Here is a 25,266-nt window from a genome sequence, read left to right as displayed (position 1 = left end):
CCGGCCGTCGGCCGGCTCCACGGATTCCGCACCCGCGTCGCCGGCCAGCCCGTCTCAGGGCGAGACGGGCGCCGGTACCACCGGTGCTGCCGGCCGCGCCGGCACGCCCTGGGTCGCCTGGATGTCGGCGTCCTGGGCGGTCGGCGACAACGCCACTTCCTGGCCCGCACCGGCCAGCGCCGCTGCCTCGGCGGCCTTGGTCATCACCACGATACTGATCCGGCGATTGATCGGATTGTCCGGCTGGGTCTTGTCGAACAGTACCGACGACGACAGCCCGACCACGCGGGTGACCTTGTCCTCGGTCATCCCGCCATCCAGCAGCGCGCGCCGGGCCGCATTGGCGCGGTCGGCACTGAGCTCCCAGTTGCTGTAGCCATGCACGGCGGTGTACGCGGTGGTGTCGGTATGGCCGGTGATGCTGATCCGGTTCGGCACGTGGTTGATGAACTGCGACAGCTCGCGCAGGATCTCGCGCGTGTACGGCTTGAGCGCGGCACTGCCCATGTCGAACATCGGCCGGTTCTGCTTGTCCACGATCTGGATGCGCAACCCTTCCGGGGTGAGATCGAGCAGCAGCTGGTCCTTGAACGGCTCCAACGCCTGGCTCTTGCTGATCGCCTCCTCCAGCTCCTTCTTCAGCGCTTCCAGCTGCTGCTGTTCCCGTTCGCGCTCGGTCTGCGGAACCGGCTTGGCAGCCTGCTGGTCATGGAAGGGATCGTTGCTGTTGCCGCGCGAGATGTCGGTGGCGCCGCCCAGCTTGATCATCGAGGTGCTGGCGCCGCCAGGGCCGGCCATGCCCGGCGCTGGCGTGGCGCTCTGGCCGGCCAGCGGACTGGGATTGCGGAAGTACTCGGAAATGGCGGCGCGCTCGGGCTTGGTGGTGGCCGCCATCAGCCACAGCACGAGAAAGAACGCCATCATCGCGGTCACGAAATCGGCGTACGCCACCTTCCAGGCACCCCCGTGATGGGCGGCGTGGCCGGCCTTCCTGACCCGGCGGACGATGACGGTGGGTTTGTTCTCGGCCATGAGGATGCCTTACTTGACCGTCTTGAGATGCTGCTCGAACTCGCTGAAGCCCGGACGCACGTTGGACGGCAGGGTCTTGCGGGCGAATTCGAGGGCGATCTTCGGGTTGTAGCCACGCAGGCAGGCCAGCAGCGCGGTCTTGACCGACTCATAGATGCGGCTGTCCTGCTCGGCGCGGGCCTCCACGGCCGCCGCCAGCGGGCCGACGAAGCCGTAGGCCAGCAGGATGCCCAGGAACGTACCGACCAGTGCGCCGGCCACGTGTGCGCCCACTTCGGTGATCTCACCACCGATCGAGCCCATCGTGATCACGATGCCCAGCACGGCGGCCACGATGCCGAAACCGGGCAGGCCGTCGGAGACCTTGTTGAGCACGGCCGCAGGCTGCATCGCTTCGGCATGGTGCTTTTCCAGCTCCATTTCCAGCAGCGGCTCCAGTTCGTGCGGCTCGATGTTGCTGCCGATCATCAGGCGCAGGCAGTCGGTCATGAAGTCGACCAGATGGTGATCGGCCTGCACCTTGGGGTAGTTGGCGAAGATCGCGCTCTCGGCCGGCCGCTCGACATGGTCTTCCAGCGCCATGAAGCCTTCGCGACGGGCCTTGTTGAGCAGTTCGTAGAGCAGGCTCAGCACATCGATGTAGTCCTGCTGCTTGTAGCGCGGGCCCTTGAACACGCCCACCGTGGCCTGCAGGGTCTGCTTGACGGTCTTGATCGGCGTGCCGATCAGGAACGCGCCCAGCGCCGCGCCACCGATGATGACCAGTTCATAGGGCTGCCACAGGGCAGCCAGTTTGCCGTGCGCGCCGACATAGCCGCCAAGCACGCTGAGGATGACGACGAGGAGTCCAACGATGATGAGCATGGGGCGGACGCGGGGAGGGGATACCTCCATGTCGGCCCGGCCCCCGCTTTTCTGAAGGGGGGCGTTGGTTGGACGTCACAGTTTTCAGGACGCGGAGATCCTCGCCGCCACCCCGGGTCCGTCAGCTGGCGGGGCCGGCCTCGGCACCGCCCCGCTGCAGCGGGTCCGGATACGGCGTGCCATTGGGCGTGAACGACAGCGAGACCGAGTTCAGGCAGTGCCGCTCATGGGTCGGCGGCGGGCCGTCCGGGAACACATGGCCCAGATGGCTGTCACACCGCGCGCAAACGATTTCGGTCCGGATCATGCCGTGACTGATGTCACGGATTTCGCGGACATGGGCCGGGTCGAACGGCGCGAAGAAGCTCGGCCACCCGGTCCCCGAGTCGAATTTCGTGCTGGAGCGGAACAGCGGCAGACCGCACAGCCGGCAGCCGTAGACGCCGTGCTGCTTGTTGTCCAGGAAGACCCCGCAGAACGGGGCCTCCGTGCCGTGGTGCAGCAGCACGCGCTGCTCGTCGGCACTGAGCCCGGCAATCAGTGCCTGGCGCTGGTCGGCGCTGGGCGGGGCAAGGTCGAAAGCGGTCATTGGCGGTTCCTCGGGGGCGTACCGGCAAGATTGGGCCGGCGGGCAGGGCGTTCAAGCGGCTGCGTTCATCGTGCTGATACCCGCGCGGGCGCAAGGTGACGTCCTGTCCCCCCAACCAGGAGCCCGCCATGAACCGCCCACGCCGCCTCGGTGCCGTGCTGCTGCTTCTGCTGCCGCTCCCGGCATTGGCGCAGATCGGCCCCCCGCCATCACCCACCGCTACCCGACCGGTGGTCGCGCCGCAACCGGCCCCGGCGCCGCTGCCCACGCCCGTGCGCCCCGCACCGGCCGACAGCCTTTCCGGCGAGTTGGCCCCGGTGAAGTCCAACAGCCAGGTGCAACAGCAGCTGCGCACCCATCCCATCCAGAGCAAAGGCCCGGCCGGCACGGCCTCCCTCCGGGGCCCCGCGTTGCAGCCCAAGGTCTACGACCGTCACGGCCGCATCATCCCCGGCGCCAGACAGGTGGGCCCCAACCGCGTGCTGGATACGCGCACCGGCAGGTATTACGACTCGGTTCCCAGCGCTGGCGGACAACAGATCCGGCCATAGAGCGTCGCAGACTGCGTGGGAGCGAAGCAGCGCACGCCCGCACGTGCGCACACCGTCATCCTGATGGTCGCGCGCGGCCCCTGCGGCAATCCCGGACTCTGGGTTCTGGTTCCGATGCGGTGTGCATGCGTGCACGAGTGAGTGAGCAGGCCAGCGCATGAACGCTTCACAACCGCGTCCCCCAGTCATCCGCATCAACGTGCAAGCTCACCGCTTTTTCGCCTGCGATTAACCGTTTTTCACGGACGCTGTGCGTGCGCCGCACTACACAGCGCATCCCCCAAGGCATTTCGAGAAGAGTGCAATCATGGCTAACCAGCAGAACCGCAATCCCGGCAAGGCACCGCAGGAACAGCAGGGTCAGCAGCAGAACCAGAAGGCGGGCCAGCAGAACCAGCAGCAGTGGGATCAGCAGAACCAGAAGGGCGGCAAGCAGCAGGACCAGCAGCGCCACCCGGACTCGAAACAGCAGCGCTGACGCGTTACACGCAATGATCAAGGCGGTGCGCACCCTGCGCGCCGCCTTCTGCGTCTGTCAGTCGGGAATCGGCAGCGTCAGCGTCTCTTTCACTTCTTCCATCACGATGTAGCTCTTCGACTCGCGCACGTGCGGCAGTGTCAGCAGCGTGCTGCCCAGCAGCTTGCGGTAGGAGGCCATCTCGCTGATCCGTGCCTTCAGCAGGTAGTCGAAATCGCCGGACACCAGATGGCACTCAAGCACGTTCGGCAGCTTCAGCGCCGCCCGTCGGAACTCCTCGAAAATGTCGCCGGATTTGTACGCCAGGCTGATTTCCACGAACACCAGCAGGCTCGCCTTGAGGTAGTGCGGATCCAGCTTGGCGTAGTACCCGGCGATGGCCCCGTCGCGCTCCAGCCGACGTACCCGCTCCGTGCAGGGCGTCGTCGACAGGCCCACCCGCTCACCCAGCTCGGTGAAGGAAATCCGGCCCTCGGCCTGCAGAATGCGCAGGATCTTCCGGTCGATCTTGTCCAGCTCGCGCGCGCGTACGGCCATCGTGTCAGCCTCTCGAGGATGTTTGCAGGACAATATCCTGCCTCAACTCCCAAAAACAGGCGAATTGATTGGTTTCGGCTGACTATACTTCCTCAATTGTGGTCCCGGCACGCTTATGTGCAGGGAATGATCGGGTTGGAGAAGTGTCATGCGCGTTCTAGTCCTTGGCAGTGGGGTAATCGGCACCACCAGTGCCTGGTACCTTCGGCAGGCCGGGTTTGAAGTCACGGTCGTCGACCGCCAGCCCGGTCCGGCGCTGGAAACCAGTTTCGCCAATGCCGGCCAGCTGTCATTCGGCTACACCTCACCGTGGGCCGCCCCCGGCGTGCCGCTCAAGGCGGTCAAATGGCTGTTCTCCGAACATGCCCCGCTGGCCATCCGGCCCGGCCTGGACTGGCACCAGTACCGCTGGCTCGCCCAGATGCTGCGCAACTGCACCCACGCGCGTTACGCCATCAACAAGGCGCGCATGGTGCGCATGTCCGAGTACAGCCGCGACTGCCTCAATGAACTGCGCACCCAGACCGGCATCCAGTTCGAAGGCCGCGACCTCGGCACCACCCAGCTGTTCCGCACCCAGCAGCAGCTGGATGCCTCGGCCCAGGACATCGAAATTCTCGCCCGGTACGACGTGCCCTACGAAGTGCTGGACCGGGCCGGCATCATCGCCCACGAACCGGCGCTGGCCGCCGTTGCCGACACCCTGGTCGGCGCGCTGCGCCTGCCCCGTGACCAGACCGGCGACTGCCAGCTGTTCACCCGTCGCCTGGCGCAGATGTGCGTCGATGCCGGTGTCGAGTTCCGCTTCGACCAGGACATCGCCGGCCTGCAGACCCAGGGCGACCGTATCACCGGAGTGCACATCAACGGCGCGCTGGAAACCGCCGACCGCTATGTGGTCGCGCTGGGCAGCTATTCGCCGGCCCTGGTCGACCCGCTCGGCCTGCGCCTGCCCGTGTACCCGCTGAAGGGCTACTCGCTGACGCTGCCGATCACCAACCCGGCAATGGCGCCTACCTCCACCATCCTGGACGAAAGCTACAAGGTGGCCGTGACCCGCTTCGACGACCGCATCCGCGTCGGCGGCATGGCCGAGGTCGGCGGCTTCGATCTGTCCCTGTCGCCGCGCCGCCGCGCCACCCTTGAGAAGGTCGTGCGTGACCTGTACCCGGAGGGCGGCGATCTGAGCCGCGCCGAGTTCTGGACCGGCCTGCGCCCGGCCACGCCCGATGGCACCCCGGTGATCGGCGCCACGCCGTACCGCAACCTGTTCCTCAACACCGGCCACGGCACCCTCGGGTGGACGATGGCCTGCGGCTCCGGCCGTTACCTCGCCGACCTGATGAGCGCGCGCCAGCCGCAGATCAGCACCGAAGGCCTGGATATCTTCCGTTACGGCCACGCGGCCGCATCCGTACGTCATAGTGAGCCTGAAGCATGCGTCCCGCCCGCGCGTTGATCGACCTGGATGCATTGCGCTCCAACTACCGTCTGGCCCGTGAACTCGGTGGCGGCCGCAAGACCCTGGCCGCGATCAAGGCCGATGCCTATGGCCACGGTGCCGTGGCCTGCGCGCGCGCGCTGCAGGACGAGGCCGCCGATGCGTTCGGCGTGGCCTGCATCGAAGAGGCGCTGGAACTGCGCGAGGCCGGCATCACCACCCCGATCGTGCTGCTGGAAGGCTTCTTCGACGCCGACGAACTGCCGCTGATCGTCCAGCACGACCTGTGGTTCGCCGTGGCGGCGCCCTGGCAGGTCGACGCCGTCGCCGCGTTCCAGACCACGGCCACGCTGAGCATCTGGCTGAAGCTGGACAGCGGCATGCACCGGCTGGGCCTGTCGCCGGCCGACTTCCGGGCCGCGCACGCCCGTCTCGGCGCGCTGCCGCAGGTCGGGCCGATGGTACTGATGAGTCACATGGCCCGCGCCGACGAACTGGACAGCCCGCGCACCCGCGAGCAGGCCGCCGTCTTCGCGGCCGCCATCGACGGCCTCGCCGGTGAGACCAGTCTGTGCAATTCGCCCGCGCTGCTGGGCTGGCCGGATGTGCGCAGCGACTGGGTGCGCCCGGGCCTGATGCTGTATGGGGCCAACCCGTTGCCGGTCGCATCGATGGCGACCGAACGCCTGCGCCCGGTGATGACGATGGAATCGAAGATCTTCGCCGAGCGCTGGATCGAAGCGGGCGAGCCGGTCGGCTATGGCGCCCGTTTCGTCGCCGAGGAGCGCACGCGGGTCGGCGTGGTCGCCCTGGGCTACGCCGATGGGTACCCGCAGTTCGCCCCCAATGGCACCCCGGTGCAGATCGATGGCCAGCCCGGCCGGGTGATCGGGCGGGTGTCGATGGACATGCTGACCGTGGACCTCACCGATCTGCCGCAGGCCGGCATCGGCAGCACCGTGACCCTGTGGGGCGCGTCGCCGCGGCTGGATGTGCTGGCGCCGCTGTGCGGGGTGAGCGCCTATCAGCTGCCGTGTGGGGTCAAGCGCGTGCCGCGCCGTTTTCTGCACGCCTGACCCGCAGCGCCGGCCCGGTAAAAAAAAGGCGGCACCCGCAGGGGCGCCGCCTTTTTCCGGTGTGCCACGCCCGTTCAGCGGCTGGCAGTGGCCGGCGCGCGCACGTCACGCTGGATCCAGTCGTCCAGCAGCTTCTTCTCGTACCGCAGCGGGTCGGTATCGCTCTGCAGGCCGATGTTGTGCAGGTAGCCGGTATCCACCAGCGTGCGCTCGCCCTGGGACACCACCGTACCCTGCGCATCCTTCAGGGTGAATGTCAGCGAGATGCGCGGCGGATAGATGTCGCGCATGATCCGCACGTCGCTGGCGCGCGGGCCGTGCCACGGCTCATAGTCGCCGGCGCGCTTGATGTCGGTCAGCGTCACATCCAGCGTCTGACCCGGCTGCAACTGCTTTCCGGCGGCGGTCTGCACGTACTGGCCCAACTGCTGCACCCAGTTCCCGCGCTCCGCATCAAACCGATTGGTGCTCTTGCGGATCTCGGTGAACTGCGCCGGATCGGTCCACTGCACGCGCACCGGGCCATCGCCGCTCAGCGCCCGCGGGGCCTGCGGGTCCGTCACGGTCCTTGGGCCCGCGGCCTGGGCCGCCCCCATCGCCAGCACGCACGCCAGCGCGGTGCTGATGATCATCGAACGTTTCATGGCATGTCCTCCTGCGTCATTGAGACAGGGAATACGAAAGGCAGTGTGATCCTGATCCGGGTGAGGGACAATCCTTCAACCGCGCCCGCTCCACCGGCGTTGCCGCCAATTCATCGGCGTCAATCCCACCCTTGGCGCTTGACGCTGCGAATACGCGCTCTGGAACATCCTGTGTCCCTCTGTTACGCCAGTTGCCCACTTGACGCCTTTGTCCAGCCTGCCCCCTACCACCCTGGAACGTCCCCCGGTCATGATCCCGGCGTCTGACCCCGTCCTGCACCGCGGGGTGCTGGAACGGATGAATGCCGGGTTCTGCATCATCCAAGTGCTGTTTGATGGCGATCATGCGGTGGATTACCGCTTCCTGGAGGTCAACGACGCCTTCGAGCGCAATACCGGTATCACTGATGCCGTCGGCAAGCGCATGAAGGCGCTGCAGCCGCAGCATGAACCGGAGTGGTACCGGCTGTACGGGCAGGTGGCACGCACCGGCACACCGCTGCAGTTCGAGCTGGAGGCCCGCGCGCTGTCACGCTGGTATTCGGTGGAAGCGGTGCGGGTGGGCGATCCGGCCGATCACCACGTGGCGGTGCTGTTCTTCGACGTGACCGCACGCAAGCAGATCGAAGTGGAACTGGCCGAAAGCGAGGCGCGCTTCAGCGCGCTGGCCGATGGCCTGCCGATGCCGGTATGGGTGCTGGACGAGCGTGGCCACGCCCGCTTCGTCAACAGTGCCTTCACCGAGTTTTTCGGCGGCGACGAACAGCGTGTGCCCGAGGATGTCTGGCGCGGCCTGGTGCACCCCGACGATGCCTCCGTGTTCGAGTACGAACTGCAGGAAGCACTCAAGGCGCAGCGGTCGATGCATGCACTGGTACGCGGGCGGCGCGCCGATGGCCAGTGGCGCTGGCTGGAAATGAACGCGCGCCCGCGCTTCTCGCGCATGGGTCGTTTCATCGGCCTGGCCGGCAGCAGCCCGGACGTGACCGAACGGCGTGAAATCGAAATGGCGCGCGAGGAGCTGCTGCAGTCCGAACGCGCCGCGCGTAGCGCCGCAGAGAACATGGCGCGGGTCAAAGATGAATTCCTGGCCACGCTGTCGCATGAGCTGCGCACACCGCTGACCACCATCCTGGGCTGGAGCGAACTGCTGCTCCAGCGCATCGATGAGACCAGCCCGATGTACAAAGGGCTGGGCGTGATCGCCAACAGCGCAATGGCACAGAAGCGCCTGATCTCGGACATGCTGGACCTGAGCAGCATGCTGCTGGGCAAGGTGCAGCTGGAAGTGGAAGTGCTGGACCTGCGCGCGCAGCTGATCGAGGCGATGCGCGCCCAGGAGCTGGTAGCCGAGGGCAAGGCGCTGAACACCAGCCTGGTGCTGCCCGACGACCCGTGTCTGGTGCTGGGCGATGCCACGCGCCTGCAGCAGATACTGTGGAACCTGCTCTCCAACGCGATCAAGTTCACCCCCGCCGAGGGCACCGTCGCGGTGACCTTGGCTGCCGATGCCGGGCACTGGTCGATCACCGTGACCGATTCCGGCGACGGCATCGCCCCCGAGTTCCTGCGCCACCTGTTCGGCCGTTTCCGTCAGGCCGACGGCACCACCACCCGCCGGCATGGCGGCCTGGGCCTGGGCCTGGCGATTGTGCAGCAGCTGGTGGAACTGCATGGGGGTGCGGTGGCGGCCAGCAGCGATGGCCAGGGCCACGGCGCAACGTTCACCGTGCGTCTGCCGCGTTACCAGCCGCAGGCCGACGGGCGCCCGCTGCGCGAGGTGTTCAGTGGCCCGATCAACGAGCAGATCATCGAGCCCTTCCCGCTCAAGGGCCTGCACCTGCTGGCCGTGGAGGACCAGCCGGAAGTGCTGGAGTACCTGCGGCGACTGCTCGAAGAGCAGGGGGCCCAGGTCACGGCGGCCGCCTCGGCCGGCGAGGCCCTGGCCCTGCTCGATGCGGGTGGACACGCCGCAATTGACGTGCTGCTGACCGATATCGGCATGCCCGGCATGGATGGCTACGGCCTGGTGCGGACCCTGCGCGAGGACATCGGCGTGGACGCCCAGGTGCTGCCCGCCGTGGCGGTCACGGCGCTGGCCCGTGCCGACGACCGCAAGCGGGCATTGGCCTCCGGCTTCCAGGAGCACGTGGCCAAGCCCTATTCGGTGGCGCAGCTGGTCTCAGCGGTACGGACGGTGCTGGCCGCGCGCTAGCCGTGTTGCCGGGCCGTATACGCCCGGCTTGGCACACTGGGCTGCCGTAGTCCGGAGAACGCCATGTCCCGCCTTGCCCCCGCCGTGCATACCGACCCCGCCGACATCGCCGCGTTGGAGGCGCTGCTGCCGCAGCTGCGTGGCCAGACCCAGGTGGAGCTGACCCTCGTCGATGGCCGTCGCCTGCTCGGCACGGTGGCGGTGCAGCCCACCGTGCAGCAGTACCGCGACGCCGCAGAGAACGAAGGCAGCAATGGCCAGTTGCGCCTGGATGACCTGGATGCGCCGGTGCAGCAGCACCTCGTATGGCTGGACAGCATCGCCGCCGTACGCCAGCTGCCGCCGCGCGAGTGAGCCTGCGCCCGGCACTGCAGTGCCGGGCACCGCGTCGTTCAGTGCGTGAAGACCTCGGCTTCGGCCTCGAAACGGCGCGCATAGGCGCGTTCGTCGGCGATCCTGCCCACTTCGTCATCGGCCATGTCCGGCGCGCCGTACACCGCATATGCCACGGTGCCATCGGCGGTCTTGCCCACCTGGTGCAGCCGGTAGCGCGAATGGCCGCCGCCGGTGTCCTCGGGGTAGTGCACCGGCGGGTGGTTGCCCTCCAGGTCCATTTCGCTGTTGTCCACCACGCCGCCGACAAACAGTGCACGCATGAGTCATCTCCATCTCGAGGGGAGCCTCCACCCTGACGGCACGGGTGTTGCCGTGGCATCAACGGGACGTTGAATAAACGCAAAACCGGGCCGTACGGACGAACCGGTAGAATGGCCCCCTCTTTTGACGATGTGCCCCCCTGCATGGCTGCCCAGCACGACGCCCCCCTGGAAACCCTGTTCCTGCCGTTCGCCAACGGCGCGCTGTCCTGGCCCGCCGGCCCGGTGCTGTTCCTGCGCGCCCGCGACGGCTGGCCGCTGCGCGAATACGCCCAGCCGGCGCAGCTGGTCTGCGAGCAGAGCTTCCGCCCCTTCGCCGATGCGCTGGAGGCCAGTGGCTGGCAGGTGCGCGATGAGCAGCAGCTGATCGATGACACCACCCGCTATGCGCTGGTGCTGGTGCTGCCGCCGCGCCAGCGCGAGGAGGCGCGCGCCCTGTTCGCACGCGCGCTGGCGCTGGCGGCGCCGGGCGGCACCGTCGTGGCCTGCCAGCACAACAACGAAGGCGCGCGCTCCGGCGAAAGCGATCTGCAGTCGCTGGCCGGTCTGGGCGGAAAACTCACCAAGAACCATTGCCGTGCCTACTGGACCGCACCGCTGAACGGCCAGCACGACGTGGCGCTGGCACAGCGCTGGGCCAGCCTTGACGCACCGCGCGCCATCCTCGGCGGGCGCTTCCAGAGCCGCCCGGGCATCTTCGCGTGGGATCGCATCGATCCGGCCTCGGCGCTGCTGGTCGAGCAGCTGCCGGCCGACCTGGCCGGCGTCGGCGCCGATCTGGGCAGCGGTTTCGGTTACCTCTCGGCCGAAGTGCTGGCCCGCTGCCCGGGCGTGACCGCGCTGGACCTGTACGAAGCCGAAGGCCGCGCGCTGGCACTGGCGCGCGCCAACCTGGCCGCGCTGGGCAAGCCGGCCGCGCTGAACTACCACTGGCACGATGTCACCGCCGGCATCGAAGGCCGGTACGACTTCATCGTCACCAATCCGCCGTTCCACACCCCGTCCCGTGCCGACCGCCCCGACATCGGCCAGCGGTTCATCGCCGTGGCGGCGGAGGCGCTGCGCCCGGGCGGGCGCATGTGGCTGGTGGCCAACCGCCACCTGCCGTACGAGCAGATCCTCAATGAGAGCTTCGGCCAGGTGCGCGTGGCGGCCGAGCGCGACGGTTTCAAGCTGATCGAGGCCACCAAGGCCAGCAGGAGCCCCACCCCCGTCAGGACCCCGCGCAGCACCGAGCCGACGTGGGGCCGCGGAGGCCGCGCATGAAGCTGGTCAAGCTGTTGGCGAACCTCGGCTATGGCAGCCGCAAGCAGGTGCAGGGGATGTTCCGTGCCGGCCTGATCACCGACGCTGACGGCGAGGTGCTGTACGCCGACGACGTGGTTGCGCATGAGGCGATCCGTGTTGAAGGCGAGCCGCTGGACCCGCCGCAGGGGCTGACCGTACTGCTGCATAAGCCGCGCGGTTACACCTGCTCCACCAAGGACACCGGCCGGTTGATCTACGACCTGCTGCCGCCGCGCTTCCGCGAGCGGTCGCCGGTGCTGTCCTCGGTGGGCCGGCTGGACCGCGATACCAGCGGGATGCTGCTGATGACCGACGATGGCGCGCTGCTGCACCGGATCGTCTCGCCGAAGTCGCGCCTGGACAAGGCCTACGAGGTGACCCTTGCCGAGGACCTGCGGGGCGATGAAGTGAGCCGGTTCGCCAGCGGCACGCTGCTGCTGGAATCGGACGACAAGCCCTTGCTGCCCGCTGAACTGGACGTGCGGTCACCGCGCCAGGCGCAGCTGGTGCTGCATGAAGGTCGTTACCATCAGGTGCGTCGCATGTTCGCCGCCGTCGGCAACCATGTAGAAGCGCTGCACCGCAGCCGCATCGGCGGGTTGTCGCTGGGCGACCTGGCCGAAGGCCAGTGGCGCATGCTCGATGCCACCGACCTGGACACCCTGTTCGACGTCCCATGACCGCCATTGCCGCGCTGCCGTTCCTGCCCGACGCCGTCATCTTCGATATGGATGGCCTGATGATCGACAGCGAACGCGTGTCGATCGCCTGCTGGTCGGCGGCGGCGCGGGAGCTGCAGCTTCCGTTCGCGGAGGACTTCTGGCTGGGGATGGTCGGCCTGGGTGACCGTGACTGCGAGCGCCTGCTGCTGGAGCACATCCCTGCCGGGCAGGTCGCCGCGCTGTTCGCGCGCTGCCACGCTCTGTACGAGGCGCGTACCCAGGCGGGCCTGCCGCTGCGGCCGGGCATCGTGGACATCCTTCAGTTGCTGCAGGCGCATGACATTCCGCGCGCGGTCGCCACCTCCACGCGGCAGCCGCGTGCGTCGCGCAAGCTGCACGCGGCGGGGCTGCTGCCGTTCTTCGAGGTGGTGGTCACCAGCAGCGACGTGGCCCATCCCAAACCGGCGCCGGACATCTACCTGCTGGCCGCGCAGAAGCTGGGCAAGGCACCCGCGCGCTGCCTGGCCCTGGAAGATTCGCCGGCCGGCATCCGCGCCGCGGTAGGCGCCGGCATGACGGCCATCCAGGTCCCGGACCTGGTGCGCCCTGACGACGCGCTCCGCGCCCTGGGTCACCGCATCGTCGACTCGCTGCTCGACGCCCGCACGCTCCTGCTGCCTTTGCTGCCCACCAGGTAGAGCCGACGTCCAGTCGGCTCGACCGGTGCGCGCGGATGGCCCCCACCTGGCCGCGCAGAAAAAAGCCCGGCGCTTGGCCGGGCTTTCCTTCGCGCGTGGTCCGCCTGGATTCACACCCGGCCGAACACCAGCGCAGCGTTGGTGCCGCCGAAGCCGAAGCTGTTGGACATCACCGTGTTCAACTGTGCATTGTGGCTTTCGCGCACGATCGGGAAACCTTCCACCAGCGGGTCCAGCTCGCCGATGTTGGCCGAGCCGGCGATGAAGCCGTCGCGCATCATCAGCAGGCAGTAGATCGCTTCGTGCACGCTGGCGGCGCCCAGCGAATGGCCCGACAGCGCCTTGGTGGACGACAGCGGCGGCACGTTTTCGCCGAACACCTCGCGCACCGCCTTCAGCTCGGTGACATCGCCCAGCGGGGTCGAGGTGCCGTGCGTGTTGAGGTAGTCGATCGGGGCGGACAGATTGGCCATTGCCATGTTCATGCAGCGCACCGCGCCCTCACCCGACGGTGCCACCATGTCGGCGCCATCGGAGGTGACGCCATAGCCGACCAGCTCGGCATAGATGCGTGCGCCACGCGCAACGGCATGGTCGTAATCCTCCAGCACCAGCATGCCGCCACCACCGGCGATGACGAAGCCGTCGCGGTCCTTGTCGTACGGGCGCGAGGCACTGGCCGGGGTTTCGTTGAAGCGGGTGGACAGTGCGCCCATCGCATCGAACATCACGCTCATCGACCAGTGCAGGTCTTCGCCGCCACCGGCGAACATCACGTCCTGCGCGCCGTGCCGGATCAGGTCCGCGGCGGCGCCGATGCAATGTGCCGACGTCGCGCAGGCGGCCGACAGCGAATAGCTCAGGCCCTTGATCTGGAACGCGGTGGACAGGCATGCCGACACCGTGGAGCACATCGTGCGCGGCACCATGTACGGGCCGACCTTGCGCACGCCGCGCGCGCGCAGGATGTCGGCCGATTCGACCTGCCACTGGCTGGAGCCGCCGCCGGAGCCGGCGATCAGGCCGGTGCGCGGGTTGGCGACCTGGTCGGCCTCCAGGCCGGCATCGGCGATCGCATCGCGCATGGCGATGTACGCATACGCCGACGCGTCGCTCATGAAGCGCTTGAGCTTGCGGTCGATCTGCGCGTCCAGGTCCAGTTCGATGTTGCCGCCCACGTGGCTGCGCAGGCCGGCGTCGGCGTGGTCGGGCAGAGTGCGGATGCCGGCGCGGCCTTCACGCAGCGCGGTGGACACGGTGTCCAGATCGTTGCCCAGGCACGAAGTGATGCCCATTCCGGTAATGACGACGCGACGCATCAGAAGTTCTCAGTGGAAGTGAACAGACCCACACGCAGGTCCTTGGCGGTGTAGATTTCGCGGCCGTCCACCAGCATGCGGGCGTCGGCCTGCGCCATCACCAGCTTGCGGTTGATGACGCGGGTGATGTCGATTTCATAGCTGACCTGCTTGGCCTCGGGCAGCACCTGGCCGGTGAACTTCACCTCGCCGCAGCCCAATGCACGGCCGCGGCCGGGAGCGCCCAGCCAGGTCAGGTAGAAGCCGGTGAGCTGCCACATCGCATCCAGGCCCAGGCAACCGGGCATCACCGGGTCGCCGATGAAGTGGCACCCGAAGAACCACAGGTCCGGGCGGATATCCAGTTCCGCGCGTACCAGTCCCTTGCCGTGTGGGCCGCCGTCCTCGCGGATATCGGTGATGCGATCGAACATCAGCATCGGATCGTTGGGCAGGCGACCGCTGCCCGGGCCGAACAGTTCGCCGCGGGCGCTGGCCAGCAGCTGTTCGCGCGAGAACGCGTTGAGACGAGTCATGAAAAGCGCAATCCTGAAGTTGTCATCGGGTACATCCGAGCGCCGCTCGGCTGCTCTTGATAAAAGACAAGTGTTCAAGAGTGCAGAGGAAAATCGTTTCAATCAAACGTTTTAACCGTACGCCAGCGTAGTGTTTTCAGGTTCAAAAACGCATGTTGTTGTTATGAAAAGACCATACTCAAGCGTGTGGCTGTAATCTTGTTCATCTGACCCGAGTCCGTCACGCCGTGCCCGCCCTCCGCAAGATCATCCACGTCGACATGGACGCGTTCTACGCGTCGGTGGAGCAGCGCGACGACCCCGCGCTGCGTGGCCGGCCGGTGGTGGTGGCGTGGAAAGGCGCGCGCTCGGTGGTGTGCGCGGCGTCGTACGAGGCGCGGGTGTTCGGCATCCGCTCGGCGATGCCGGCGCTGCGTGCCGAGCGGCTGTGTCCGGACGCGGTGTTCGTGCCGCCCGACTTCGCCCGTTACAAGGCAGTGTCGCGCCAGGTGCGTGAGATTTTCCTGCGGCATACCGACCTGGTCGAACCGCTGTCGCTGGACGAGGCCTACCTGGACGTGACCGTGCACAAAGGCGGCATGACGGTGGCGACCGAGATCGCGGCGATCGTGCGGGCGCAGATCCGCGAGGAAACGCAGTTGACCGCGTCGGCCGGGATCGCGCCGAACAAGTTCCTGGCCAAGATCGCCTCGGACTGGCGCAAGCCGGATGGCCAGTTCGTGGTGCCGCCGCATCGAGTCGAACAGTTCCTTACGCCGTTGCCGGTCAAGCGGGTACCCGGCGTGGGCAAGGTGATGGAAGGCAAGCTGGCCGAACTGGGCATCGTCACCGTGGGCGATCTGCGCGCGTTGCCGCTGGAGGTGCTGGAAACGCGTTTCGGCAGCTTCGGCGCCAGCCTGTACCGGCGCGCACGCGGCATCGACGAGCGCCCGGTGGAACCGGACCAGCCGGTGCAGTCGATCTCCTCGGAGGACACCTTCGCCGAGGACCTGCCGCTGGATGCGCTGGACGCGGCCATCGTCGAGCTGGCCACGAAGACCTGGCAGGCAACGCGCAGAACCGAGCGGGTCGGGCATACGGTGGTGCTGAAGCTGAAGACCGCGCAGTTCCGCATCATCACCCGCAGCTTCACGCCGGAGTCGCCGCCGGACACGCTGGAAGAACTGCGCGATATCGCGCTGGCGCTGCGCGCGCGCGTCGACCTGCCGGATGACACGCGCTATCGCCTCGTTGGCGTCGGGCTGGGGGGGTTCCGCGAGCGCGAACCGGTGCGCCAGCCCGGCCTGTTCGATCACCTCGACGAGGCGTGACCGCCGCTTACGGCCAGCGCATCTCGCCTTTGGCGACCTTGGCACTCAACGCCAGTGAATCCACTCCCTGCAGGCGCGGGTAGCGCGTTTTCATCGCCGCGACCAGGGCATCGGCGTCGGCACTGCGCGCGGCTTCCGCATCGAAGGCACGGATATAGGCTGCGGTGAAGTCCAGCGCGCCGACATCCAGCGCCGCGCCCGTGGCGTAGTGCCCGGGAATGACGCGCACCGGTTTGAGTGCCTTGATCTTCGCCAGGGTCGCCAGCCAGTCCGCGTGCGACTGCGCACTCTGCGTATCGGCCATCCATACATGTTCGCCACTGACCACGGGAATGCCGCCGAGCACGGTCCGCAGCGCGGGAATCCACACCACGGTCCGGTCCGGGGTGGGGCCGTCCAGCCCGATGATCTGCAGCGTCTGCCCGTCCAGTGTGAGGGTGTCGCCGTCGAGGACCTGCGGCACCACGATGCGCGCAGGCGCGTCGGCACCCATCTTCGGCCCCCAGTAGGCGAGCTTGCCGGCCTGCGTCGCCTGGATGTGGGCCACCGTCTGCGCGGTGGCAACGATCCGGGCGTCGGGGAAGGCGTCCTGCAGGGTAGCCAGGCCGAAGTAGTAGTCGGGGTCGCCGTGGCTGATGTAGAGGGTGGTCAGGCGCTTGCCGCTGGCGCGGACACGCTGCACCAGGTGTGCCGCATCCGACGCCGCGAACTGGGCGTCGATGAGGATCGCGTCGTGCTCGCCGGTGACCAGGCTGGAGGACACCTGGAACAGCGCCTTCGCGCCCGGATGGTAAGGCTGCACCTGCAGCGGTGCGCGTTGCGTGGTGGCAGGGGCTGCATGGCTGGCCGCAGGTGCAGCCACGCCGAGTGCGGCGCCGACGGCCAGCGCCAGCAGCAGCGGGGCGCGCGAAAGAGGGGGCATGGTGTGGGGTCCTGTGCGACAGGGCCCCGGCGGCATGCCGGGGCCTGGTGGAGCCGGGGCGGGTCGGGCCGTTCGTCAGTACGCGACGGTGGCGATCTGGCGCAGGTACCGCGGCGTCTCGATTTCGTTGACGAACGCGTCGGCGTAGTCGGCGTAGCTGATCCGGCTATGGCCGTCGGCACTGGCCAGGAAGGCCTTGGCCTGGGTACGGAAGCCGCCCTGCTGCGGGCCCGGGCCGATCTCGGCGGCGGGAGAGTAGAAGGTCCAATCCAGATCATCGATGCCCTGGTAGACCTTGAAGGCCTCTCGGTGCGCCAGCGCGATCGGCTTGTAGGCGTCGGGGAACGTGGGGGTGTCCACCAGCTGCACGCCTGGCGCGACCTCCAGACTGCCGGCACCGCCGACCACCACCACCCGGCGCACGCCGGCCTGGCGCGCGGCCCCGGTGAGGTGGGTAGCCACGGCGGCCACGTCGGCCGGGGCGTCACCCGGGCGCGGGCCGTAGGCGCTGGCGAGTACGTCATGGCCGGCGATCACGGCGGCCAGGGCATCGGTGTCGTCCAGCGCGGCGACGGCCAGCGTGGCGCCGTCCAGTTCGGCAGGCAGCGCGGTGTCGCGGCGCACGATGGCCGTGACCTGGTGGCCGCGGGCGAGGGCCTGGCGGGCGATTTCACGGCCGATGTTGCCGGTGGCACCAACAAGCGCGATTTTCATGGGGCGAGATCCGTTGCGGGAGGAAGGCCAGCATATGCGCCTGAAATCGTCCGAAAAACCGCGTATAACGGCCTAATTTGTTGCGTAGAACGATCAAATGGACCGCATGACCGCCATGAACGTGTTCGTCGAGGTGGTCGAGCGCGGCAGCCTGACCGCCGCCGCCGAGGCGCTGGAGATGTCGCGGGCGATGGTCACCCGCTACCTGGCCGAGGTGGAGCGCTGGCTGGGCGCCCGCCTGCTGCACCGGACCACGCGCCGGATCAGCCTCACCGCGCCGGGCGAAGCCGCGTTGCTGCGCTTCCGGCAGATGCTGGCGATCGGCGAGGAACTGCACGGCGAACTGGCCAACGACAATCCAGAACCGCATGGCCTGATCCGGGTCACGGCCAGTGTCTCGTTCGGGCAGATCCACCTGGCAGCGGCGGTGGCGGACTTCGTGAAGCGGCATCCGTTGACGCGGGTCGAACTGCTGCTGGTGGACCGCGTGGTGAACCTGGTCGAGGAACGCGTGGATATCGCCGTGCGCATCTCGCGCGCGATCGATCCGGCGCTGATCGCGCGGCGCCTGGCGCCGTGCCGCTCGGTGCTGTGCGCGGCACCGTCGTACCTGGCCGAACGCGGCGCGCCGACGACTGCCGACGCGCTGGCCTCGCACAACTGTCTTACCCACCACTACGTCGGCAAGAGCGTGTGGCACCTGAAGCGCGACGGCCGTGCGATTGCCGTGGCCGTGGGTGGCAACATCAGCGCCAACGAGGCGTCGCTGCTGCTGGAAGCGGTGCGCGCCGGCGCCGGCATCGCGATGCTGCCCACCTACCAGATCGGCCCGCTGCTGCGCAGCGGCGAACTGATCGAGGTACTGCCGGACTACGAGGTGGAGGGCCTGGGCATCCACGCGGTGTATGCGTCGCGGCGGCAGTTGCCCACGATCATGCGCAGCTTCCTGGATTTCCTCGTGGAGCGCTTCTCCAGCCCGGCGTTTCTGTCGCGGATCTGAGCGCAGGACGCCGCGTACAATGGCGTTCCCACGTCGTTGAAGTGAGCCGCGCCTTGTCCTGTCCGTATCCGTTGGTGGTGTTCGATCTGGATGGCACGCTGGTCGACAGCGCGGCCGATATCGCCGAAGCGCTGAACCGCACGCTCGAAGACTGGCAGTTGCCGCGGGTTCCCGAGGCCACGGTGCTCACCTGGATCGGCGACGGCGTGCGCCGGCTGGTGGAGCAGGCGTTCACCGCGGCGGGCAGTGATGCCGATCTGGACGCGGTCATGCCCGGCTTCATGCGCCACTACGAGGCCTGCCTGCTGCGCAGCCCGCGTCTGTTCGAGGGTGTTGAAGCGGCGCTGCAGGCGCTGCGCGAGCGCAACGTGACGCTGGCGATCTGCACCAACAAGCCGTCAGCGTTGGTGGCGCCTCTGCTGCGGCATTTCGGCCTGCAGGATCTGTTCGCGCTGGTGCTCGGCGGTGATTCGCTGGCCGAGCGCAAGCCCAGCGGCGTGCCGTTGCGGCATATCGCCGCCCACTTCGGGCTGGCACCGCAGGCGGCGCTGATGGTGGGCGATTCGATCACCGATTACCGTGCTGCCGTGGATGCGGGCATGCCGGTGGCGCTGGTGCGTTACGGCTATCCGCGCGGGCTGGACCTGGAGACGGTCGAGGCGGTAGCGGTGGTGGATGATCTGCGCGATCTGCCGGGGGTGTCCGCGCGCGGGTGAGGGAGGCGCCGACCCACGGTCGGCACCCACCGGATGCCTGTCTGCACCCCTGCGTGCGGGACGGCGGCGATGCCGCCATCCCGGTGCCTCAGTTCGGCTGGTAGCGCACGCTCAGGCGGTACTCGCGGCCGGGCTGGTTGTACCAGGCCACCGTTTCGTAGTCGCGGTCGAACAGATTGCTAACCCGGCCAAGCACCGACCAGTCGCGGCTGATCGCGTACTCCAGACGCAGGTCGACGGTGCCATAGCCGCCCAGGCGCACGGTGTTGGCGGCATCGTCATAGCGCTTGCCCGCCCCATTGGCGGTAATGCCGGCGCGGAAGTCGCCGAAGCGGCGGTCGATGTCCAGGCGCGCGGTGTTCTGCGCGCGACGCGCCAGCCAGTTGTCGAACTGCGCGCTGCCCTCGGTGCGGTTGCGCGGATCGGTGTGGCTGAGCTGGGCGCTGATATCGACGCCGGCCACAGTGATGGCACCGGTCAACTCGGCGCCGCGGATGCGCGCCTTCTCCACCTGCGACATCATGAAGGTGGTGGCGTCGTAGGTGATCAGGTCGTCAATGCGGGTCTCATACACATCCAGGCCCCATCGCCAGCCATCGCCCTGCTGGGCAATGCCGAGGTTGGCGCTCCGGGAGGTTTCCGGGTCCAGCGTCGGCACGCCGCTCCACGGGTCGTACAGGTCGCTGAAAGTCGGTGCCTTGAACGCGGTGCCGTAACTGGCGTTGAGGCGGAAGCCGCCATCCAGTTCCATGCCCCAGCCGAGGCTGCCGGTGGTGTGGTTACCGAACTGCTCGTTGTCGTCGTTGCGCACGTTGGCCTGCAGGTGGTGCGCGCCGAAGCGGCCCTGGTACTGCACGAACACGCCGGTGTTGTCGCGGCTGTCGACACCGTAGCCGGCGCTGCTGCCGTCCAGGTTGTCCTGGCTCCAGTCCACGCCTGCGCTGAGCAGCTGGCCTTCGGCCACGCCGATGTCAGCCTGTACCGACGCGGTGTCACGGTGGGTCTGCGCCGCGCCCAGCCAGGTGCTGCCGTTGTAGTTCTGCGACTCGTTGTCAGCCCGGCCGGCACTGACGGTCAGATTGAAGCGCGCGCCCGGGGTGTAGCGCACCTTGCCGCCCAGCACCTGCTGCAGCGTTTCCGAATAGTTGTAGTAACCGTCGTAGTGGTTCTCGCCTTCGGCGCGCAGCGCGGTGCCTTCCACGTGCCAGGCATCGCCCAGCGCGTAGCCGCCACGCAGGCTCATCGACAGATTGCGGTAGCCGTCGCGGTCGGGCTCGTCGGCGCCGCAGCCGGCGAACGTGATCGGGTTGCCGCGGCAGGCATTGATGCCGTCGGTGTGCTGGTAGGCGATGTCGGTGCCGAACCAGCCGCGCTCGCCGCTGCCACCGAAGCCGCCACTGGCCTCGCGCAGGCCGTTGCTGCCGGCGCCCAGCTGCAGGTGCGGGGCGAACTGGCCGGCGTTGCGGCGGGTGAATATCTGGATCACGCCACCGATCGCATCAGCGCCGTACAGGCTGGACTGCGGGCCGCGCACGATTTCCACGCGTTCGATCTGCGCCAGTGGCAGGTCCTGGAGCATGGCCAGGCCGAGATCGCCGGTGTTGATGCGCACGCCGTCCACCAGCACCAGGGTGTGGGCCGAGTTGGTGCCGCGGAGGAACAGCGAGCTCTGCTTGCCCAGGCCGCCGCTGTTGTTGAGGTTGATGCCGGCACGGCCGCGCAGCAGGTCCTGCAGCGACGGCGCCTGGCTGCGCTCGATCTCCGCGCGGTCGATCACCTGCGCAGGCGAGATGCTGTCCTGCAGGGCGATCGGCGTGCGCGTGGCGGTGACCAGGACCTGGTCCAGTGCGGTTGCCTCATCCTGGGCGGCCGCCATCAGCGGCAATGTCGACAGCACGGCCAGGGAGAGAATTCGGGTTTGCAGCTTCATCGTGGACTCCGGGTGCCGCGCACGCCCGCGCGGCAAAGGGTGGGGAAGGTCGCGACACGTCGCGATCCGTCGTCTCCCAGGCCGGTCTCCGGACTTGCGGGTGGATGGCAGCCCCATCCCACCAGGCGCCTTCCCATGCCGAAGCACAGTGGCGTACTGCCTGGTGTCTCCACGCTTACCGTTGCGGGGGCAGTGCCGGAGTGGCGAACAGGCATTGCCTGACGCGTCACCGGCTTCCCGTTTCAACCTGCCGGCATACGCCGCAGGTCACCTGAAAGTGGGCGAAGTCTAAGCCATCGGCCCGGGCCGATGGGACGCAGCGGTTAGAATGCGCCTCGTCTTTTCGATGTGATCCCCATGACCCCACTGTGGTTGCAGCACCCATGCGCGGACGCCCGTGCGTACCGCCGGCCCACCGCAGCGCCGGGTACAGGGGGCATGGCGTGATCCTCGACCTGATCCGCCACGCCAGCACCGGCCGCGACAACCACCTGGATGGCCGCACCGATCCGCCGCTGGACGCGGACAGCACCGTGGCCCTGTGCGAGCGCTATGCGTCGCTGTCCTGGCAGCGCGTGCTGAGCTCACCACGCACGCGTGCAATGGGCACCGCCGACGCACTGGCCGTGCCGCGCGGGCTGCACGTGGAGGCGCACGAGGAGTGGGAAGAACTCGACTTCGGCGACTGGGACGGGGCGGCACTGGACGCCTTGCCGATGGAGGCCGTGTCGGCCTTCCACCTGGACCCGCACGCCAATCCACCGCCGCATGGCGAAAGCTGGGGACACTTCGAGCGCCGCATCGCGCGTGGCCTGCACCGCCTGCTGGATGATCCGGAGCCGGTTCCCACCGTTGTCGTCAGCCACGGCGGGCCGTTGCGGATGGTGCTGTCGCAGGTGTGCGGCCTGCCACTGGCGATGTGCTGGGCATTGCGCATCGATCACGGCACGCGGCTGCAGCTGCGCGTGGAGCGCGACGAGGATCGCCTGTGGGGCGAGCTGCTGGAACTGCAGCAACCCTAGCGGTCGTCCTCGTCATCCTGCGGCTCGGGCGTGCGGTCGTAGACCGGCCCGGACGCTGGTGGCGCCTTCTTCAACGGGTTGTCGGCGATGATCGCGTCGTAGGCGGCAACCAGTTCAATCCGCCGCGCCTCCGGCAGTTCCTGCCAATGGCAGTCCTGCAGCGCGCCTTCCAGCGAGTACAGCAGGTTGAGGCTGGGCTTGAAGCCGGCGCGCTTGACCTTCACGAACGCGCCCACCGCACCGGCGGCGATCAGATCCTCCGGGGTGCGCAGCCCGACCTGACGCAGCCAGGCTGCGCTTTTGGGGCCGATGTTGCGCAGTTTGGCACTCATCCCAGCGCCTCGACGAACACCGCGGCGATCGCTTCCAGACCGGCCTGGTCCTCGGCGTCGAAGCGGGCCAGCGACGGGCTGTCCAGGTCGAACACGCCGATCAGCGTGTCGCCCTTGACCAGCGGCACCACCAGTTCCGAGCGCGAGGCCGAATCGCACGCGATGTGGCCGGGGAAGGCATCCACGTCCTCGATCCGCTGGGTGCGTCGCTGCGAGGCGGCCGCGCCGCACACGCCCTTGTCCAGCGGGATGCGCACGCAGGCCGGCAGGCCCTGGAACGGCCCGACCACCAGCTCGGTGCCGTCGTAGAAATAGAACCCGACCCAGTTCAGGTGGGGGAGCGCGTGGTAGACCAGCGCCGACAGGTTGGCCGCGTTGGCGATCCGGTCGCGCTCGCCGTGCACCAGGGCGCGTGCCTGGGCCAGCAGCTGGCCGTACTGTTCCGGCTTGCTGCCGGTGAGCGTGGAAGTATCGAACATGCCCGCAGTCTAGCAAGCAGGGCCGTCGCCTGCGCCGGGCGCAGTGCAACGCAGCGATGCGCCGTCGCGACGGACGGCGGCAGGCCGATAATGGGCGCTTTCCTCCCGGAGACGTCCATGTCCCTGCCCGTGTCGTTGCCCGCTGCCCTGTACGTGACCGGTACCGATACCGGGATCGGCAAGACCTTCAGCAGCTGCGTGCTGCTGCATGCGCTGCGCCAGCGTGGCCGGCAGGCCGTGGGCATGAAGCCGGTGGCCAGCGGCTGCATCCGCACCGCCGAGGGCCTGCGCAACGAGGATGCGACCGCGCTGATGGCGGCCAGCGACCCGATGCCGTCCTATGACGATCTGAACCCGTTCGCGCTGGAGCAGCCCCTGGCGCCGGAGATCGCCGCCGCCGAGGCCGGCGTGACGCTGTCGCTGGGCCCGATCGAGACGGCGTTCGCCCGCCTGCGTGCCAGCGCCGACACCGTGGTGGTGGAAGGGGTGGGGGGCTGGCTGGCACCGCTGTCGGGCACGCTCGACCAGGCCGACCTGGTGCAGGCCCTGCAGCTGCCGGTGGTGATGGTCGTTGGACTGCGGCTGGGCTGCCTCAACCACGCGCGCCTGACCGCTGCGGCGATCCAGTCCAGCGGGGCCACCTGCATCGGCTGGATCGCCAACGAAGTGGACCCGTCGATGGCGCGTCGCGACGAGAACATGGCCCTGCTGCGTGCGCGCCTGCCGATGCCGTGCTGGGGGCGCCTGCCGTACGCGCCCGGGGCCGACCCGGCCACGTTGGCCGCGCGGTTGGCCATCTAGCTAGCCGCGCGCGGCCGCCTGCAGGGTGTGGGCGATGCGGCCGAGCGTAGCGATCGCACCGACGTAGCGCTCATCCAGCTCCTGGCAGCACGACAGGCGCAGGCAGTGGCGGTAGCGCGCACCACGTGAATACACCTGGCCCGGCATGAACACCACGCCCTCGGCCAGCGCCAGGTCGAACAGCGTCCCGGCCTCGATGTCGACGGGCAGCTCCACCCACAGCAGAAAACCGCCGGTTGGCTGGGTGGCGCGGGTGCCGGGGGGGAAATGCTGCGCGATCAGGCTGCGCACGCGGCCGACCTGCTCGCTGTACAGCCGCCGCAGTCCCCGCAGGTGGTGTTCGTAACTGCCCGCTTCCAGGAACGCGGCCACGGCCTCGCCGAGCAGGCGCGATTCGGCGCCGGTGGACTGGAACTTGAGCAGTTGGATGTCCGCGGCGAAGCGACCGCCGTCCAGCCAGCCGATCCGGTAATCCGGTGCCAGCGTCTTGGAGAAACTGCTGCACACCATCACCCAGCCTTCGTCATCGAAGGATTTGAGCAGCGGCGCGAGCGGTTCCTGGTACTGCAGCTCGGCGTACACCGCATCCTCGATCAGCGGGATGCGGAACTGATTGACCAGCGCGGCCAGCCGCTGCTTGGCAGCGACCGGCATGGTGCAGCCCAGCGGGTTGTGCACGCTCGGCATCGCCACGATCGCGGCCAGCGCGCGGTGCTGCAGCTGTGCCTCCACCGCGTCCACGTCCAGGCCGTGGCGCGGATCGGTGGGCAGTTCGATCGCCTTCAGTCCCAGGCTGCCCAGCAACGGGTACAGATTGAAGTACGAGGGGGCTTCGATACCGACGGCATCGCCGGGGCGCGTCACCGCGCGCAATGCCAGCTGCAGCGCCTCCATCGCGCCGTGGGTCAGCACCAGCCGCTCCACGCTGGTGTGCAGTCCCAGGCGTGGACCACGCCGCACGATCTGCTCCAGCAGCCGCGTGGCCGCATTCGGGCGCGCATAGGTTTCGACCATGCCCGCCGAACGCCGCAGCACCTGCGCGGTGCTGCGCGCCAGCTTCGCACCGGGATAGAAGCGTTTGCCGCGCGGGCCGGCAAAGGCCAGGTCGACGACGCCCGGCTGCTGCTGGGCGGCCAGTACGCGGGCCATCATCACCTGCTGCGCCGGGGCGGTCGCCAGTGACGGCGCCTGGCGCAGCGAACGGGTGGGCTCGGGCAGGCGCGGGCTGACCACGAAGCCGGCCTTGGGCCGCGGCATCACCAGCCCGGCGTCTTCCAGTTGACGGTAGGCGGCGATCACGGTGTTCAGGCTCAGCCTGCGCTGCGCGGCCAGGCCGCGCAGCGAGGGCAGGCGTGCACCGGCCGGCAACCGGCCGCTGTGGATCGCATCGGCCATTTCATCGGCCAGGGACTGGTAAAGGTTGGCTGCCATGCGGGCTCATCCACGGAAATCTGTATCCATCCGGATGCAGCGACT

General features: G+C 68.3%; 28 protein-coding genes and 1 riboswitch. Of the genes, 14 read left to right on the top strand and 14 right to left on the bottom strand.

All coding sequences use genetic code 11. The features are described 5' to 3' along the window. Positions 1–54: 54 nt before the first annotated feature. From motB to msrB, 3 genes are all read right to left on the bottom strand, one after another. Positions 55–1,032, bottom strand: a complete 978-nt coding sequence (gene motB, locus GDJ08_RS12245; protein ID WP_017356508.1) for a flagellar motor protein MotB — start codon at positions 1,030–1,032, stop codon at positions 55–57. Positions 1,033–1,041: 9 nt separating this feature from the next. Beyond that, the gene (motA, locus tag GDJ08_RS12240; protein ID WP_017356507.1) at positions 1,042–1,896 is read right to left on the bottom strand and encodes a flagellar motor stator protein MotA; all 855 of its coding nucleotides are present in this window, start codon (positions 1,894–1,896) and stop codon (positions 1,042–1,044) included. A 121-nt stretch (positions 1,897–2,017) separates the two neighbouring features. Further along, complete coding sequence (msrB, locus tag GDJ08_RS12235; RefSeq protein ID WP_136003524.1) at positions 2,018–2,485, bottom strand: peptide-methionine (R)-S-oxide reductase MsrB; 468 nt, start codon at positions 2,483–2,485, stop codon at positions 2,018–2,020. Between the two features lie 128 nt (positions 2,486–2,613). Here msrB and GDJ08_RS12230 point away from each other — a divergent pair, with 128 nt between their 5' ends. Together GDJ08_RS12230 and GDJ08_RS12225 are read left to right on the top strand one after the other, a co-directional pair. Further along, positions 2,614–3,036: a classical arabinogalactan protein 4 gene (locus GDJ08_RS12230; protein ID WP_153164942.1), complete on the top strand. Its 423-nt coding sequence runs from the start codon at positions 2,614–2,616 to the stop codon at positions 3,034–3,036. Between the two features lie 307 nt (positions 3,037–3,343). Then, a complete protein-coding gene (locus GDJ08_RS12225) occupies positions 3,344–3,514 on the top strand; it encodes a hypothetical protein (protein WP_017356504.1) in 171 nt (56 codons plus the stop codon). A gap of 57 nt (positions 3,515–3,571) precedes the next feature. On the opposite strand, the gene GDJ08_RS12220 is transcribed toward GDJ08_RS12225, so the two are convergent. Further along, positions 3,572–4,051, bottom strand: a complete 480-nt coding sequence (locus GDJ08_RS12220; protein ID WP_153164941.1) for an Lrp/AsnC ligand binding domain-containing protein — start codon at positions 4,049–4,051, stop codon at positions 3,572–3,574. Between the two features lie 148 nt (positions 4,052–4,199). Here GDJ08_RS12220 and GDJ08_RS12215 point away from each other — a divergent pair, with 148 nt between their 5' ends. Continuing rightward, entirely contained in the window at positions 4,200–5,510 is a 1,311-nt protein-coding gene (locus tag GDJ08_RS12215) for a D-amino acid dehydrogenase (RefSeq protein WP_153164940.1), read from the top strand. After that, entirely contained in the window at positions 5,489–6,568 is a 1,080-nt protein-coding gene (gene alr / locus GDJ08_RS12210; RefSeq protein ID WP_017356501.1) for an alanine racemase, read from the top strand. The genes GDJ08_RS12215 and alr overlap by 22 nt, the downstream gene beginning before the upstream one ends. Before the next feature lie 74 nt (positions 6,569–6,642). Here alr and GDJ08_RS12205 read toward each other — a convergent pair whose 3' ends face one another. Beyond that, entirely contained in the window at positions 6,643–7,212 is a 570-nt protein-coding gene (locus tag GDJ08_RS12205; protein ID WP_017356500.1) for a DUF3016 domain-containing protein, read from the bottom strand. 250 nt (positions 7,213–7,462) lie between these two features. Here GDJ08_RS12205 and GDJ08_RS12200 point away from each other — a divergent pair, with 250 nt between their 5' ends. Next, complete coding sequence (locus GDJ08_RS12200; protein ID WP_136003530.1) at positions 7,463–9,427, top strand: hybrid sensor histidine kinase/response regulator; 1,965 nt, start codon at positions 7,463–7,465, stop codon at positions 9,425–9,427. Between the two features lie 63 nt (positions 9,428–9,490). Then, entirely contained in the window at positions 9,491–9,781 is a 291-nt protein-coding gene (locus tag GDJ08_RS12195; RefSeq protein WP_017356498.1) for a DUF3247 family protein, read from the top strand. Between the two features lie 38 nt (positions 9,782–9,819). Here the strand turns inward: GDJ08_RS12195 and GDJ08_RS12190 are convergent, their stop codons facing one another. Then, on the bottom strand, positions 9,820–10,083 hold the full coding sequence (locus GDJ08_RS12190) for a hypothetical protein (protein ID WP_017356497.1): 264 nt from the start codon (positions 10,081–10,083) through the stop codon (positions 9,820–9,822). Positions 10,084–10,227: 144 nt separating this feature from the next. Between GDJ08_RS12190 and GDJ08_RS12185 the strand changes: the two genes are divergently transcribed. Genes GDJ08_RS12185 through GDJ08_RS12175 form a run of 3 tightly spaced genes read left to right on the top strand, consistent with a single transcriptional unit; the run spans position 10,228 to position 12,730 of the window. After that, complete coding sequence (locus tag GDJ08_RS12185; protein ID WP_153164939.1) at positions 10,228–11,349, top strand: class I SAM-dependent methyltransferase; 1,122 nt, start codon at positions 10,228–10,230, stop codon at positions 11,347–11,349. Continuing rightward, entirely contained in the window at positions 11,346–12,050 is a 705-nt protein-coding gene (locus GDJ08_RS12180) for a pseudouridine synthase (RefSeq protein WP_017355691.1), read from the top strand. Before GDJ08_RS12185 ends, GDJ08_RS12180 begins: the two co-directional genes overlap by 4 nt. Then, a complete protein-coding gene (locus GDJ08_RS12175; protein ID WP_017355692.1) occupies positions 12,047–12,730 on the top strand; it encodes an HAD family hydrolase in 684 nt (227 codons plus the stop codon). Before GDJ08_RS12180 ends, GDJ08_RS12175 begins: the two co-directional genes overlap by 4 nt. A gap of 110 nt (positions 12,731–12,840) precedes the next feature. On the opposite strand, the gene fabB is transcribed toward GDJ08_RS12175, so the two are convergent. Together fabB and fabA are read right to left on the bottom strand one after the other, a co-directional pair. Beyond that, positions 12,841–14,049 (bottom strand): beta-ketoacyl-ACP synthase I, encoded by a 1,209-nt coding sequence (fabB, locus tag GDJ08_RS12170; RefSeq protein WP_136003535.1) that lies wholly within the window; start codon positions 14,047–14,049, stop codon positions 12,841–12,843. Continuing rightward, the gene (gene fabA, locus GDJ08_RS12165) at positions 14,049–14,564 is read right to left on the bottom strand and encodes a 3-hydroxyacyl-[acyl-carrier-protein] dehydratase FabA (protein ID WP_017355694.1); all 516 of its coding nucleotides are present in this window, start codon (positions 14,562–14,564) and stop codon (positions 14,049–14,051) included. The genes fabB and fabA overlap by 1 nt, the downstream gene beginning before the upstream one ends. 227 nt (positions 14,565–14,791) lie before the next feature. Between fabA and dinB the strand changes: the two genes are divergently transcribed. Then, the gene (dinB, locus tag GDJ08_RS12160) at positions 14,792–15,874 is read left to right on the top strand and encodes a DNA polymerase IV (RefSeq protein WP_017355695.1); all 1,083 of its coding nucleotides are present in this window, start codon (positions 14,792–14,794) and stop codon (positions 15,872–15,874) included. A 7-nt stretch (positions 15,875–15,881) separates the two neighbouring features. Here dinB and GDJ08_RS12155 read toward each other — a convergent pair whose 3' ends face one another. Together GDJ08_RS12155 and GDJ08_RS12150 are read right to left on the bottom strand one after the other, a co-directional pair. After that, a complete protein-coding gene (locus GDJ08_RS12155; protein WP_017355696.1) occupies positions 15,882–16,796 on the bottom strand; it encodes an MBL fold metallo-hydrolase in 915 nt (304 codons plus the stop codon). Between the two features lie 75 nt (positions 16,797–16,871). Further along, the gene (locus tag GDJ08_RS12150; RefSeq protein ID WP_136003537.1) at positions 16,872–17,510 is read right to left on the bottom strand and encodes an NAD(P)-dependent oxidoreductase; all 639 of its coding nucleotides are present in this window, start codon (positions 17,508–17,510) and stop codon (positions 16,872–16,874) included. A gap of 97 nt (positions 17,511–17,607) precedes the next feature. Between GDJ08_RS12150 and GDJ08_RS12145 the strand changes: the two genes are divergently transcribed. Together GDJ08_RS12145 and gph are read left to right on the top strand one after the other, a co-directional pair. Beyond that, on the top strand, positions 17,608–18,510 hold the full coding sequence (locus tag GDJ08_RS12145; protein WP_017355698.1) for a LysR family transcriptional regulator: 903 nt from the start codon (positions 17,608–17,610) through the stop codon (positions 18,508–18,510). Between the two features lie 53 nt (positions 18,511–18,563). Continuing rightward, a complete protein-coding gene (gene gph, locus GDJ08_RS12140; protein WP_153164938.1) occupies positions 18,564–19,226 on the top strand; it encodes a phosphoglycolate phosphatase in 663 nt (220 codons plus the stop codon). A gap of 88 nt (positions 19,227–19,314) precedes the next feature. Here gph and btuB read toward each other — a convergent pair whose 3' ends face one another. Further along, positions 19,315–21,156, bottom strand: a complete 1,842-nt coding sequence (btuB, locus tag GDJ08_RS12135; protein ID WP_153164937.1) for a TonB-dependent vitamin B12 receptor — start codon at positions 21,154–21,156, stop codon at positions 19,315–19,317. Between the two features lie 62 nt (positions 21,157–21,218). Further along, a riboswitch (cobalamin riboswitch) is annotated at positions 21,219–21,446 on the bottom strand. Between the two features lie 153 nt (positions 21,447–21,599). Here btuB and GDJ08_RS12130 point away from each other — a divergent pair. After that, positions 21,600–22,178 (top strand): histidine phosphatase family protein, encoded by a 579-nt coding sequence (locus GDJ08_RS12130; RefSeq protein WP_026070723.1) that lies wholly within the window; start codon positions 21,600–21,602, stop codon positions 22,176–22,178. Here GDJ08_RS12130 and GDJ08_RS12125 read toward each other — a convergent pair. Further along, complete coding sequence (locus tag GDJ08_RS12125) at positions 22,175–22,510, bottom strand: TfoX/Sxy family protein (protein ID WP_017355702.1); 336 nt, start codon at positions 22,508–22,510, stop codon at positions 22,175–22,177. The genes GDJ08_RS12130 and GDJ08_RS12125 overlap by 4 nt on opposite strands. Continuing rightward, a complete protein-coding gene (locus GDJ08_RS12120; protein ID WP_153164936.1) occupies positions 22,507–22,989 on the bottom strand; it encodes a GAF domain-containing protein in 483 nt (160 codons plus the stop codon). Before GDJ08_RS12120 ends, GDJ08_RS12125 begins: the two co-directional genes overlap by 4 nt. Positions 22,990–23,106: 117 nt before the next feature. Between GDJ08_RS12120 and bioD the strand changes: the two genes are divergently transcribed. Then, positions 23,107–23,790, top strand: a complete 684-nt coding sequence (gene bioD / locus GDJ08_RS12115; RefSeq protein WP_153164935.1) for a dethiobiotin synthase — start codon at positions 23,107–23,109, stop codon at positions 23,788–23,790. On the opposite strand, the gene GDJ08_RS12110 is transcribed toward bioD, so the two are convergent. Next, complete coding sequence (locus GDJ08_RS12110; protein ID WP_136003547.1) at positions 23,791–25,221, bottom strand: aminotransferase-like domain-containing protein; 1,431 nt, start codon at positions 25,219–25,221, stop codon at positions 23,791–23,793. It lies immediately after the preceding gene. Between the last annotated feature and the right edge of the window lie 45 nt (positions 25,222–25,266).

This window comes from Stenotrophomonas nematodicola (assembly GCF_009467805.1).
GTDB lineage: Bacteria > Pseudomonadota > Gammaproteobacteria > Xanthomonadales > Xanthomonadaceae > Stenotrophomonas > Stenotrophomonas nematodicola.
Note: the sequence above shows the minus strand (reverse complement) of the source record. Positions and strands in the feature narration are given on the sequence as shown.

Excerpts from the sequence above, each read along its gene's own strand:
- alr (WP_017356501.1), top strand. The coding sequence starts at position 5,489 with ATGCGTCCCGCCCGCGCGTTGATCGACCTGGATGCATTGCGCTCCAAC.
- GDJ08_RS12185 (WP_153164939.1), top strand. The coding sequence starts at position 10,228 with ATGGCTGCCCAGCACGACGCCCCCCTGGAAACCCTGTTCCTGCCGTTC.
- msrB (WP_136003524.1), bottom strand. The coding sequence starts at position 2,485 with ATGACCGCTTTCGACCTTGCCCCGCCCAGCGCCGACCAGCGCCAGGCA.
- GDJ08_RS12200 (WP_136003530.1), top strand. The coding sequence starts at position 7,463 with ATGATCCCGGCGTCTGACCCCGTCCTGCACCGCGGGGTGCTGGAACGG.
- GDJ08_RS12190 (WP_017356497.1), bottom strand. The coding sequence starts at position 10,083 with ATGCGTGCACTGTTTGTCGGCGGCGTGGTGGACAACAGCGAAATGGAC.
- btuB (WP_153164937.1), bottom strand. The coding sequence starts at position 21,156 with ATGAAGCTGCAAACCCGAATTCTCTCCCTGGCCGTGCTGTCGACATTG.
- GDJ08_RS12225 (WP_017356504.1), top strand. The coding sequence starts at position 3,344 with ATGGCTAACCAGCAGAACCGCAATCCCGGCAAGGCACCGCAGGAACAG.
- GDJ08_RS12120 (WP_153164936.1), bottom strand. The coding sequence starts at position 22,989 with ATGTTCGATACTTCCACGCTCACCGGCAGCAAGCCGGAACAGTACGGC.
- GDJ08_RS12155 (WP_017355696.1), bottom strand. The coding sequence starts at position 16,796 with ATGCCCCCTCTTTCGCGCGCCCCGCTGCTGCTGGCGCTGGCCGTCGGC.
- GDJ08_RS12220 (WP_153164941.1), bottom strand. The coding sequence starts at position 4,051 with ATGGCCGTACGCGCGCGCGAGCTGGACAAGATCGACCGGAAGATCCTG.
- GDJ08_RS12175 (WP_017355692.1), top strand. The coding sequence starts at position 12,047 with ATGACCGCCATTGCCGCGCTGCCGTTCCTGCCCGACGCCGTCATCTTC.
- motA (WP_017356507.1), bottom strand. The coding sequence starts at position 1,896 with ATGCTCATCATCGTTGGACTCCTCGTCGTCATCCTCAGCGTGCTTGGC.
- GDJ08_RS12230 (WP_153164942.1), top strand. The coding sequence starts at position 2,614 with ATGAACCGCCCACGCCGCCTCGGTGCCGTGCTGCTGCTTCTGCTGCCG.
- bioD (WP_153164935.1), top strand. The coding sequence starts at position 23,107 with ATGTCCCTGCCCGTGTCGTTGCCCGCTGCCCTGTACGTGACCGGTACC.
- fabB (WP_136003535.1), bottom strand. The coding sequence starts at position 14,049 with ATGCGTCGCGTCGTCATTACCGGAATGGGCATCACTTCGTGCCTGGGC.
- GDJ08_RS12125 (WP_017355702.1), bottom strand. The coding sequence starts at position 22,510 with ATGAGTGCCAAACTGCGCAACATCGGCCCCAAAAGCGCAGCCTGGCTG.
- motB (WP_017356508.1), bottom strand. The coding sequence starts at position 1,032 with ATGGCCGAGAACAAACCCACCGTCATCGTCCGCCGGGTCAGGAAGGCC.
- GDJ08_RS12205 (WP_017356500.1), bottom strand. The coding sequence starts at position 7,212 with ATGAAACGTTCGATGATCATCAGCACCGCGCTGGCGTGCGTGCTGGCG.
- fabA (WP_017355694.1), bottom strand. The coding sequence starts at position 14,564 with ATGACTCGTCTCAACGCGTTCTCGCGCGAACAGCTGCTGGCCAGCGCC.
- GDJ08_RS12215 (WP_153164940.1), top strand. The coding sequence starts at position 4,200 with ATGCGCGTTCTAGTCCTTGGCAGTGGGGTAATCGGCACCACCAGTGCC.
- GDJ08_RS12110 (WP_136003547.1), bottom strand. The coding sequence starts at position 25,221 with ATGGCAGCCAACCTTTACCAGTCCCTGGCCGATGAAATGGCCGATGCG.
- GDJ08_RS12180 (WP_017355691.1), top strand. The coding sequence starts at position 11,346 with ATGAAGCTGGTCAAGCTGTTGGCGAACCTCGGCTATGGCAGCCGCAAG.
- GDJ08_RS12145 (WP_017355698.1), top strand. The coding sequence starts at position 17,608 with ATGGACCGCATGACCGCCATGAACGTGTTCGTCGAGGTGGTCGAGCGC.
- GDJ08_RS12195 (WP_017356498.1), top strand. The coding sequence starts at position 9,491 with ATGTCCCGCCTTGCCCCCGCCGTGCATACCGACCCCGCCGACATCGCC.
- GDJ08_RS12150 (WP_136003537.1), bottom strand. The coding sequence starts at position 17,510 with ATGAAAATCGCGCTTGTTGGTGCCACCGGCAACATCGGCCGTGAAATC.